This window comes from Thioalkalivibrio sp. ALM2T (genome assembly GCF_000381505.1).
Taxonomy (GTDB): Bacteria; Pseudomonadota; Gammaproteobacteria; order Ectothiorhodospirales; family Ectothiorhodospiraceae; genus Thioalkalivibrio; species Thioalkalivibrio versutus.
Genome location: NZ_KB906568.1, coordinates 82,785 through 91,887 on the forward strand (window position 1 = coordinate 82,785; position 9,103 = coordinate 91,887).

The following is a 9,103-nucleotide window of genomic DNA, read 5'->3' on the forward strand; positions in this document are numbered from 1 at the left end:
GCCGGCGCCGCTACCAGTGCAGCGCGGAAGGAGACTGCCGGCTGGCATTCTCGTGGATCTCGCTCACGCGGCCGTCGCTCAGGTGGATCACGCGATCGGCCATCTCGCCGATCACCGCGTTGTGGGTGATGATCGCCACCGTCGTATCCAGGCGCTCGTTGATGTGCTGCAGCACCTCCAGCACGCGGATCCCGGTCTTCGAGTCCAGCGCACCGGTCGGCTCGTCGCACAGCAGCACCGCCGGCTGCTTGGCGATCGCGCGGGCGATGGCGACACGCTGCTGCTCGCCGCCGGAGAGCTGCGAGGGGAAGTGGTCCATGCGGTCCTCCAGCCCGACCAGCGCCAGCGCCTCCTCCGGTGGCATCGGGTCGCGCGAGATCTCGGTGACAATGGCCACGTTCTCGCGCGCGGTCAGGCTGGCGATCAGGTTGTAGAACTGGAACACGAAGCCGACATGGTCACGGCGAAAGGCCGTCAGCGTGCGCTCGGAGGCCTGCGCCAGATCCTGGTCGCGGTAGCGCACCTCGCCCTCGGACGCGGTATCCAGCCCGCCCATGATGTTCAGCAGCGTCGACTTGCCGGAGCCCGAGGCCCCCAGCATCACCACCAGCTCGCCGGTGTAGAGCTCCAGGTCCACCCCGCGCAGGGCGTGGATCGTCACCTCGCCCATGCGGTAGACCTTGGTCACCCCGGCCGCACGGAAGATCACCTCGCGCCTGGCGTGCGGGGCGGCCGCAGCGGCTGTATTCATGCCGCCCGGGGCGCCATCGATCCTGATCCATCGGCCAGGCGCTCGGCCGCCGGTGCCGCACCCGTATCGGGTGCGCCGGGCAGGATGCCCCCGTCGCCGTCCAGGCTCATGGACCACAGGCTCAGCAACAACAGCAGGATGATCAGGATCGGGATCAGTACACGCGGATTCATCAGTCACGCCCTCGCTCGCGGGAATAACCCCATGCTGCCACAAAGCCCCCGGCACAACGGCGCCGCACGCAGCGTGATTGCGGGGCCTGCGGCGCCGCCGCGACCTTCGGGGCCGTCCCGACGCCAACCGGGCAAACATCGGGGTTCCATCCGGAGATCGCCACCTCGCCTTCGGCGCCTCGCGATGACGGGGCAACAATCACCGTCATCGCGAGGCGCGCAGCGACGAAGCAACCTCCGAAAGCGGGCAGTGCCTCCAAGATCCACCTTCGCTGTCAGCGTCAGGAGGTTACTCGCTGCGCTCGCCCTTCGGGGCGGTTCCGGACACCCCGCCCCAACCTCCTGACATCCCGGCCGAAGCGAAGCGCAGAGCCGGAATCTCCGTCGTGTGGTGCGCCCCATCCCCGTCATCCCGGACACCGCGCAGCGGTGATCCGGGATCTCCCACGGTGGCGCCGCTGACGTCGCAGATCCCGGCTCTGCGCTTCGCTTCGGCCCGGATGTCAGGGGGTGAAATACCAGCGCGCCCCCTGCTTCCATCGCCCCCCGATTTGTTGTTTTGCGCCCAAATACTTACCCTATGCACATCGCACGACCCGCCATCGGCGCGCAATCATGGCTTCCAGCGCGCGCCACGGGACGTCCTGTGCCGCCTTCAAAGGCGCGCACGACAACGATTTCAGCCAACGCTAAGGAGCAACAATGTCCGCACTGATCTGTGGGTCCATGGCCTACGACACCATCATGGTGTTCCCCGATCGCTTCAAGAACCACATCCTCCCGGACAAGGTGCACATGCTGAATGTGTCCTTCCTGGTCCCGGACATGCGCCGCGAGTTCGGCGGCTGCGCCGGCAACATCGCCTACAACATGAAGCTGCTGGGCGCGGACCCGACGATCATGGCCACCGTGGGCGGCGACTTCACCCCGTACGCCGACTGGATGGACAAGCACGCCATCTCGCGCAAGTTCGTCAAGGAGCTGAAGGACACCTACACCGGTCAGGCCTTCATCACCACCGACCAGGACGACAACCAGATCACCGCCTTCCACCCGGGCGCGATGGGCTTCTCGCACCAGCAGAAGGTCACCGACGCCGACGGCATCAAGGTCGGCATCGTCTCCCCGGACGGCCGTGACGGCATGATCGAGCACGCCCAGCAGTTCGCCGATGCCGGCATCCCGTTCATGTTCGACCCGGGCCAGGGCCTGCCGATGTTCGACGGCGACGACCTGAAGCGCTTCATGGAAAACGCCACCTACGCCGCGTTCAACGACTACGAAGCGCAGCTGACCGCCGACCGCACCGGCCTGAGCCTGGAACAGCTGGCCGAGATGGTCGACGCCATGATCGTCACCCGCGGTGGCGAGGGCTCCGACATCTACACCGGCGGCAAGAAGATCACCATCCCGTCGGTCGAACCGGCCGCGATCAAGGACCCGACCGGCTGTGGCGACTCCTACCGCGCCGGCATCCTGTTCGGCCTGGAAAAGGGCTATGACTGGGATACCACCGGCCGCATCGCCTCTCTGATCGGCTCGATCAAGATCGCGCACTCCGGCACCCAGAACCACCACTTCACCGCCGAAGAGTTCGCCGACAAGTTCGAAAAGGCCTTCGGCTACCGCTACTAAGTAAGCGACCCTGCCGCCCCGGGCACCCGCCCGGGAACGCAAAAGGCCCGGACCGAGTTCGCTCGGCCCGGGCCTTTTTTTGTGACTGGATGGCGCCATCAGCACCGCCACCCCCTGCCCGCACCAACCGCACCCCCGTCATCCCGGCCGCCGCGCCATACCTCGTCATCCCGGCCGTAGCGAAGCGAAGAGCCGGGATCTCCAACACCAGCCCAACCCCCAAACGCCCGAGATCCCGGATAATCGCTTCGCGGTTTCCGGGATGACTCCGTCTTCCAGAGCGCCGCAAGCCTTGGCCCCCGCCTGTGGAAGCACCCCTGTGGGAGCGTGCTTGCACGCGAAGCCCCCGCCCGCGTCCGACTCTGGCAGGGGCCTCGCCGGCAAGCCGGCTCCCACAAGAAATTCCTACAGGGCTATTCGCCGTAATGCGTACGCGCCCGGATCACGATCACCAGCAACTGCTCGTCCCGAATCGTGTACAGCAGACGGTCCTTGTAGCTGATCCGCAGGGAGTAGTACCCGCGCAGATCGCCGACCAGCGCCTTGCCACAGTGCGGGTCGACCGCCACCCGGTTGCGCAGGATCTGCTTCACCTTGTCGCGCATCTTCGGCGTCAGGCGCCGTAGATCTTTCTCCGCTTGACGGGTGAACCGGATCGTCCAGGTCACTGCTTCTCCCCGAACACCTCCTCGAAGCCCAGCGTATCGCCCTCATCCGCCTCGCGGCGGCCCCGCTCGAATTCCTGCCGGAAGCCGGGCTCGGAGAGCAGCTCCAGCGTCTCGATCAGGCTGGCGTACTCGTCTTCCGACATCAGCACCGCGTCGCCGTTGCGATGCCGGATATGGTAGATCGCGTGCTGTTCGTTCACGCCCTTGATCAGGTCGAACAGACCCTTGCGGGCCTCGGTAGCCGTTAGCGTCGTCATCGCCAGTCACCCGAAACGTACATAAAGTGGTACATATCGTGCTCCCACCGCACAACCCGGTCAAGACCGAACGGCCCGAAGCGGGATCGGGGCCCTGTAGGAGCGTGCGTGCACGCGAAGCCCCTGCCCGCACCAATCGCCCCCCGTCATCCCGCCCGCAACGCCACACCCCGTCATCCCGGCCAGCGCCCCTACCCCCGTCATCCCGGCCGTAGCGCAGCGAAGAGCCGGGATCTCCAACGCCAGGCCAACCCCCAAACGCCCGAGATCCCGGATAATCGCTTCGCGGTTTCCGGGATGACTCCGTCTTCCAGAGCGCCGCAAGCCTTGGCCCCCGCCTGTGGAAGCACCCCTGTGGGAGCGTGCTTGCACGCGAAGCCCCCGCCCGCGTCCGGCTCTGGCAGGGGCTTCGCCGCCAAGGCGGCTCCTACAGGAAATGCCCCATGCCCCAAGACGTCAGTCGCGCTGGTAGGTACCCACCAGGCGGTTCATGCCGATCACGTGGGGCTCGGCGTGCTCCAGGAACTGCCACAAGGTCAGGCCGGGCGGTAGCTGCAGGTCGGCGTCCAGCGCCAGCAACCAGAAGAAGTAGTGGTGCTTTCCATGCCCCTCGGGCGGCATCGGCCCGCCGTAGCCGGTGCGGCCGAAGTCCGTCTGGCCGGTCGCGCCCAGATCGGTTGCCTCGGACAGGCCATCCAGATCCGGCGGCAGGTTGTACAGCACCCAGTGCACGAAGCCGTAGGTGCCCGGCTGGATCAACGGCGCATCCGGGTCATGGCAGATCACCGCCAGGGACCGGGCGCCCTGCGGCACGTCCCGCCACCGCAATGCCGGGGAGGTGTCCTCACCCTCGCCGCTGTGGCGTTTGGGGATCGGCTGGCCAGGGCCAAAGGCGGAACTCGACAGTTGCATCTCGGACAGTGCAAAACCCATGACGTACTCCTTTGCATTACCTACCCGCACGGTAACGCCGCCGACCGCCGGTCTCCAAGCCAGCACATGAAGGCCGGCGCTTGCAGACCGCGGACGGCACACGGATGATCCGCGCATGCGCAAGCTACTGAAGAAATGGCTGGGCCGGCGGGATCCGCTGGCGTCCGCCGCCCGGGCCGTTGACCATGGCCGCACGGGCATCGAGACCGTCCTGGGGCTGCCGCACCGACTGTCGGTGCCGCTGCTGCGCCGCCACTTCGGCGACGACGCCGAGCCTTCCGACGCCGCCTTCCGCGAGACCGGTCGGGACGGTTACTGGAAGCTACCGCCGCCCGCCCCCGAGTTCGAAGTGCACTTGTACGGCGACCCGGACGGCCGTCTGACGCTGGGCACGATCCGCGGGCACGGCCCGTACGCCGGCCTCGTAGTCTTCAGCGAATGGTCGCCGGATCACCCCGCCGCCGTGTGGCAGCTGCGGGTGGAAGAACCCGCCGGCGAGTCCGCCCAGGCCCTGCACGACCACCTGCTTGACCCGAGCCGTTCCCCCGAATAGCACGCATCGCCGCATACCATCCGCCCTGGTAGGAGCGTGCTTGCACGCGAAGCCCCTGCCAGAGTTGGACGCGGGCAGGGGCATTCGCGTGCAAGCACGCTCCTACCGTGAGACCCATTCGCTGGAACCGGGCCTTCAGGCTGGAAAAACCCGATCACACCCCCAACATACCCTTGAAGCCAACCGAATCCGGCCGCTCCGCGAATCGATGGGCGCGCTACGGAAAACCGCAGCGCACGCCCGTCGATTTCCCAACACTCCACCCAGGCACACCGGCAACCATGACGCGAAAGCCCCAGTCCATCTCCCTGGTCCTCGGCAGCGGCGGCGCCCGCGGCCTGGCGCAGATTGGCGTGATCCGCTGGCTGGAGGAACACTCGGACTACGAGATCCGCTCCATCGCCGGGGCCTCCATGGGGGCGGTGGTCGGGGGCATCTACGCCGCCGGGCAACTCGACGCCTACGAGGCATGGGTAAAGTCCCTGCGCCGCCAGGACGTCTGGCGACTTCTGGACTTCTCCTTCCGCGGCGCCGGGCTGATCCGCGGCGACCGCCTGATCGAGAAGCTGCGCGACATGCTCGGTGACATGGACATCGAGGACCTGCCGATCTCGTTCACCGCCGTGGCCACCGACATCGAGCGCGAGCGCGAGGTCTGGCTGAACAGCGGCCCCCTATTCGACGCGATCCGCGCCTCCATCGCCATCCCCACCGTGTTCACCCCGGTGCGCCTCAAGGGCCGGCTGCTGGTGGACGGCGGCCTGCTGAACCCGGTCCCGATCGCCCCGACCCTGAACGACGACACCGACATCACCCTGGCCGTCAGCCTGAACGGCCGCGTCGGCGCAGAGCTGATCCGTCCCGAGCGCACCAAGGCGCCCGACCCGGACCGAGAAGAACCCGACAGCGGGTTCCTCAACCATCGCCTGACCGACGCCCTGCCGGATCGCGTCGGCGGCTGGCTGCTGGACTGGCAGGACAAGCTGGGCCTGGGCGAGACCGACCCCGGCCTGAGCCGGGAACAGGAGGCCCGCGCGCTGGGCCTGATCGACATCGTCTCCCACTCCATCGAGGCCATGCAGGGCACGATCGCGCGCTTTCGCATCGCCGCCTACAACCCGGAGCACCTGATCGAGATCCCGGTCAACGCCTGCGGCATATTCGACTTCCACCGCGCCGCCGAGATGATCGACCTCGGCTACGAACTCGCCGACCGCAAACTAGGGAGACGCTAATCCATCCCCACGTCCGCGCCGGCCACACACCCCGTCATCCCGCCCGCAGCGCCATACCTCGTCATCCCGGCTATCGCCCCCACCCCCGTCATCCCGGCCGTAGCGCAGCGGAGAGCCGGGATCTCCAACGCCACGCCCCGCCCCAACGCCCGAGATCCCGGATAACCGCTTCGCGGTTTCCAGGATGACAGCCCCTTCCCGGCCGCCAGAAACACCAATCACCCCTGTGGAGGCCCCTGTAGGAGCGTGCTTGCACGCGAATGCCCCTGCCCGCGTCCGACTCTGGCAGGGGCTTCGCGTGCAAGCACGCTCCTACAGAACCCCAGCCCATATCTTCCCGGCCATCGCCCCCACCAGGTCATCCCGGCCGTAGCGCCATACCTCGTCATCCCGGCCGCAGCGCAGCGAAGAGCCGGGATCTCCAACGCCATACCCCGCCCCAACGCCCGAGATCCCGGATAACCGCTTCGCGGTTTCCAGGATGACAGCCCCTTCCAGACCGCCAAAGGCTGGCCTCCTACAAAAAGGAATCCTCGGATCAATGCTTGAAGTGCACGAACAGCCGCCCGTGGTTCTTCGAATCCTTCTCCAGGCGGTGATAGCGCGCCTTGACCTCCGGCTGCTGCAAAAAGCGCAGCACACGCTTCTTCAGCTGCCCGCTGCCCTTGCCATGGATGATCTCCACCGTCTTGATGCGCTTGTCGCAGGCCGCCTCGATCACGCCGTTCAGCTCGGCATCGATCCGGCGGCCATTGCGAAAGCATTCGTGCAGATCGATCGACAACCGCGACATCGCGAACCCCGCGAGTAGAGGCTCAGTTCACCGTCACCACGATGCAGCGCGCCAGCTGTTGCACCTTGTGCGACACGCTGCCGGACAACAGCCCCTGCAGGCCGCCCAGCCCGCGCGAGCCCATCACCACCATGTCCACGTCGTGATACTCCGCCTGCTGCAGGATCACCTTGGCCGGCGAACCGTCCTCGATGTGGTGCTCAATGTCGGTCACATTCAGGGTGGTGAAGTACTCATGGGCCTGCTCGACCAGCTTTTTCGCGATATCCCGCAGCACCTTCGGCGGCACGGCCGCACCCACCGCCGCACCACCCATCGCCAGCGGCGGGTCGTCCGGGTCCGGCAGGTCGGAGAGCTGGCGGATATGCGGCGGCACCTCGCCCTGCAGCAGCACGCTAACCAGCACCACCCGGGCGTGATACTTGGACGCCAGATCCGCGGCCACTTCCACCGCCCGCCAGGCATTGGCGGAACCATCCACCGGCACCAACATGGTCTTCAGTTCCATACCGCGCTCCTTGTTCCTCACCCCGTGGGACCCGGCCGCTTTCGGGCCGTTCAGTCGCCGCCCAGACTGCCAGAGTTGCCCCCCGCGCGCAGCATTTTTCAGCACCCTATACTGAGCAGAAAATCCGCACAGGAATCGCGATGACCCGCCTGTTCGAAAAGACCTACCTCAAGCCCGGCGCCGCCCCCGGCCACGGTGCCCACGCCACCGAACACCCGCATACCGACGACGCCACCGTCTCCGCCTGGCACTACCAGCGCGAGCAGCTCGTCGAGCTCGACCCGCAGCGCACCCTGCGCGAAGGCGTGCAGGCCCTCGAAGGCGGTTTTGTCTGGCTGCACCTGCAAGGGGCACCCAGCCCACGCCAGCTACACGAGCTGGGGGAGGCCTTCGGCCTGCACCCGCTGGCATTGGAAGACGTGCGTCACCAGGGCCAGCGCCCCAAGGTGGACTTCTTCGACGCGCAAATGGTCGCGATCCTGCGCCAGCCGCGCCACCACAACGGCAGCATCGAACTGGACCAGGTCAACCTGTTCGTGGACACCCACCTCGTCATCAGCATCCACAGCGGCGCGGCCGACCCCTTCGGCCCGGTCCGGGACCGCATGCGCGGCACCAACCGCAACTTCAATCGCCTTGGCGCCGCCTACCTCGCCTACGCCCTGATGGACAGCGTGATCGACCAGGCCTTCCCTCTGCTGGAACACATCAGCGAACGCCTGGAGACACTGGAGGAGACCGTCCTCGACCACCCCGACCGCCACACCCTCAACGAGATCCACATCCTGCGCCGCGAGCTCCTGGTCCTGCGCCGCCAGCTCTGGCCCACGCGCGACGTGGTCGCCCGCCTGATGCGCGACGACCACGAACCCTTCACCCCGGAACTCTTCCCGTACCTGCGCGACGCCTACGACCACACTATCCAGATCATGGACCTGCTGGAGTCCTACCGCGAAATGGCGGCCACCCTGATCGAGGCCTACATGTCCGCCATCAACCAGCGCTCCAACGACGTGATGCGCGTGCTCACCATCATCGCCACCATCTTCATCCCGCTCACCTTCATCGTCGGCATCTACGGCATGAACTTCGACCACCCCGACAGCCCCTGGTCCATGCCCGAGCTCTACACCTACTACGGCTACCCCGTCGTCTGGCTCGTCATGCTCAGCGTCATCGCCGGCATGCTCTACTTCTTCCGCCGCCGCGGCTGGCTCTAGCACCCCCCTCTGTAGGGGGCCAGCCCTCTGGCCGATTGTGGTGGTCAAGTGATTTCGGACACCGCGTTAGGTGGAGTGGCTGCCGTTGGTTGCTCGTAGACGCTGGGAGGCAGGTAGCCCAGCGTCGAGTGGATGCGAACGGTGTTGTAGAACCGGACGATGTAGTCCGCGATATCCCGCCGCGCCTCGCCGTGGTTTGCATAGCGGCGCTGCCAGACGCGTTCCGTCTTGAGGCTCAGGAAGAAGCGCTCGACAACGGCATTGTCCCAGCAGTTGCCCCGGCGACTCATGCTCGCCTGGATCTGGTGCCGGGCCAGCAGCCGCTGCCAGGCGGCGCTGGTGTATTGGCAGCCCTGATCCGAGTGCAGCAGCAGTCC

Annotated in this window: 12 protein-coding genes; 4 read left to right on the forward strand and 8 right to left on the reverse strand. The window is 66.7% G+C overall.

Annotated elements, in window-relative coordinates; all coding sequences use genetic code 11:
* Positions 1 to 10 precede the first annotated feature (10 nt).
* Entirely contained in the window at positions 11 to 751 is a 741-nt protein-coding gene (locus tag F816_RS0112090; protein ID WP_019594938.1) for an ABC transporter ATP-binding protein, read from the reverse strand.
* Positions 748 to 924, reverse strand: a complete 177-nt coding sequence (locus F816_RS15005; RefSeq protein WP_019594939.1) for a hypothetical protein — start codon at positions 922 to 924, stop codon at positions 748 to 750. Before F816_RS15005 ends, F816_RS0112090 begins: the two co-directional genes overlap by 4 nt.
* 702 nt (positions 925 to 1,626) lie before the next feature.
* Between F816_RS15005 and F816_RS0112100 the strand changes: the two genes are divergently transcribed.
* Positions 1,627 to 2,559 carry a carbohydrate kinase family protein gene (locus tag F816_RS0112100; RefSeq protein ID WP_019594940.1) on the forward strand — a complete coding sequence of 311 codons (933 nt, stop codon included), beginning with the start codon at positions 1,627 to 1,629 and terminating at the stop codon, positions 2,557 to 2,559.
* A 413-nt stretch (positions 2,560 to 2,972) separates the two neighbouring features.
* On the opposite strand, the gene F816_RS0112105 is transcribed toward F816_RS0112100, so the two are convergent.
* The 3 genes from F816_RS0112105 to F816_RS0112115 form a co-directional block, all read right to left on the reverse strand.
* Complete coding sequence (locus F816_RS0112105) at positions 2,973 to 3,227, reverse strand: type II toxin-antitoxin system RelE/ParE family toxin (protein WP_019594941.1); 255 nt, start codon at positions 3,225 to 3,227, stop codon at positions 2,973 to 2,975.
* On the reverse strand, positions 3,224 to 3,484 hold the full coding sequence (locus F816_RS0112110) for a type II toxin-antitoxin system Phd/YefM family antitoxin (RefSeq protein WP_019594942.1): 261 nt from the start codon (positions 3,482 to 3,484) through the stop codon (positions 3,224 to 3,226). The genes F816_RS0112105 and F816_RS0112110 overlap by 4 nt, the downstream gene beginning before the upstream one ends.
* A gap of 456 nt (positions 3,485 to 3,940) precedes the next feature.
* Complete coding sequence (locus tag F816_RS0112115) at positions 3,941 to 4,417, reverse strand: YbhB/YbcL family Raf kinase inhibitor-like protein (RefSeq protein ID WP_019571908.1); 477 nt, start codon at positions 4,415 to 4,417, stop codon at positions 3,941 to 3,943.
* Positions 4,418 to 4,532: 115 nt separating this feature from the next.
* Between F816_RS0112115 and F816_RS0112120 the strand changes: the two genes are divergently transcribed.
* A complete protein-coding gene (locus F816_RS0112120; RefSeq protein ID WP_019594943.1) occupies positions 4,533 to 4,970 on the forward strand; it encodes a hypothetical protein in 438 nt (145 codons plus the stop codon).
* A 281-nt stretch (positions 4,971 to 5,251) separates the two neighbouring features.
* Entirely contained in the window at positions 5,252 to 6,205 is a 954-nt protein-coding gene (locus F816_RS0112125) for a patatin-like phospholipase family protein (protein WP_019594944.1), read from the forward strand.
* 538 nt (positions 6,206 to 6,743) lie between these two features.
* Here F816_RS0112125 and F816_RS0112135 read toward each other — a convergent pair.
* Both F816_RS0112135 and F816_RS0112140 read right to left on the reverse strand, forming a co-directional pair.
* Entirely contained in the window at positions 6,744 to 6,998 is a 255-nt protein-coding gene (locus tag F816_RS0112135; protein WP_018176544.1) for a Smr/MutS family protein, read from the reverse strand.
* Between the two features lie 22 nt (positions 6,999 to 7,020).
* Positions 7,021 to 7,506 carry a universal stress protein gene (locus F816_RS0112140; protein WP_019594946.1) on the reverse strand — a complete coding sequence of 162 codons (486 nt, stop codon included), beginning with the start codon at positions 7,504 to 7,506 and terminating at the stop codon, positions 7,021 to 7,023.
* Between the two features lie 140 nt (positions 7,507 to 7,646).
* On the opposite strand from F816_RS0112140, the gene corA reads away from it, so the two are divergent.
* On the forward strand, positions 7,647 to 8,726 hold the full coding sequence (gene corA, locus F816_RS0112145; RefSeq protein WP_019594947.1) for a magnesium/cobalt transporter CorA: 1,080 nt from the start codon (positions 7,647 to 7,649) through the stop codon (positions 8,724 to 8,726).
* Positions 8,727 to 8,770: 44 nt separating this feature from the next.
* Here corA and F816_RS0112150 read toward each other — a convergent pair.
* The coding region (locus F816_RS0112150; protein ID WP_019594105.1) for an integrase core domain-containing protein at positions 8,771 to 9,103 on the reverse strand (333 nt) is incomplete at its 5' end.

Excerpts from the sequence above, each read along its gene's own strand:
- F816_RS0112100 (WP_019594940.1), top strand. The coding sequence starts at position 1,627 with ATGTCCGCACTGATCTGTGGGTCCATGGCCTACGACACCATCATGGTG.
- F816_RS15005 (WP_019594939.1), bottom strand. The coding sequence starts at position 924 with ATGAATCCGCGTGTACTGATCCCGATCCTGATCATCCTGCTGTTGTTG.
- F816_RS0112125 (WP_019594944.1), top strand. The coding sequence starts at position 5,252 with ATGACGCGAAAGCCCCAGTCCATCTCCCTGGTCCTCGGCAGCGGCGGC.
- F816_RS0112135 (WP_018176544.1), bottom strand. The coding sequence starts at position 6,998 with ATGTCGCGGTTGTCGATCGATCTGCACGAATGCTTTCGCAATGGCCGC.
- F816_RS0112120 (WP_019594943.1), top strand. The coding sequence starts at position 4,533 with ATGCGCAAGCTACTGAAGAAATGGCTGGGCCGGCGGGATCCGCTGGCG.
- F816_RS0112140 (WP_019594946.1), bottom strand. The coding sequence starts at position 7,506 with ATGGAACTGAAGACCATGTTGGTGCCGGTGGATGGTTCCGCCAATGCC.
- corA (WP_019594947.1), top strand. The coding sequence starts at position 7,647 with ATGACCCGCCTGTTCGAAAAGACCTACCTCAAGCCCGGCGCCGCCCCC.
- F816_RS0112090 (WP_019594938.1), bottom strand. The coding sequence starts at position 751 with ATGAATACAGCCGCTGCGGCCGCCCCGCACGCCAGGCGCGAGGTGATC.
- F816_RS0112115 (WP_019571908.1), bottom strand. The coding sequence starts at position 4,417 with ATGGGTTTTGCACTGTCCGAGATGCAACTGTCGAGTTCCGCCTTTGGC.
- F816_RS0112110 (WP_019594942.1), bottom strand. The coding sequence starts at position 3,484 with ATGACGACGCTAACGGCTACCGAGGCCCGCAAGGGTCTGTTCGACCTG.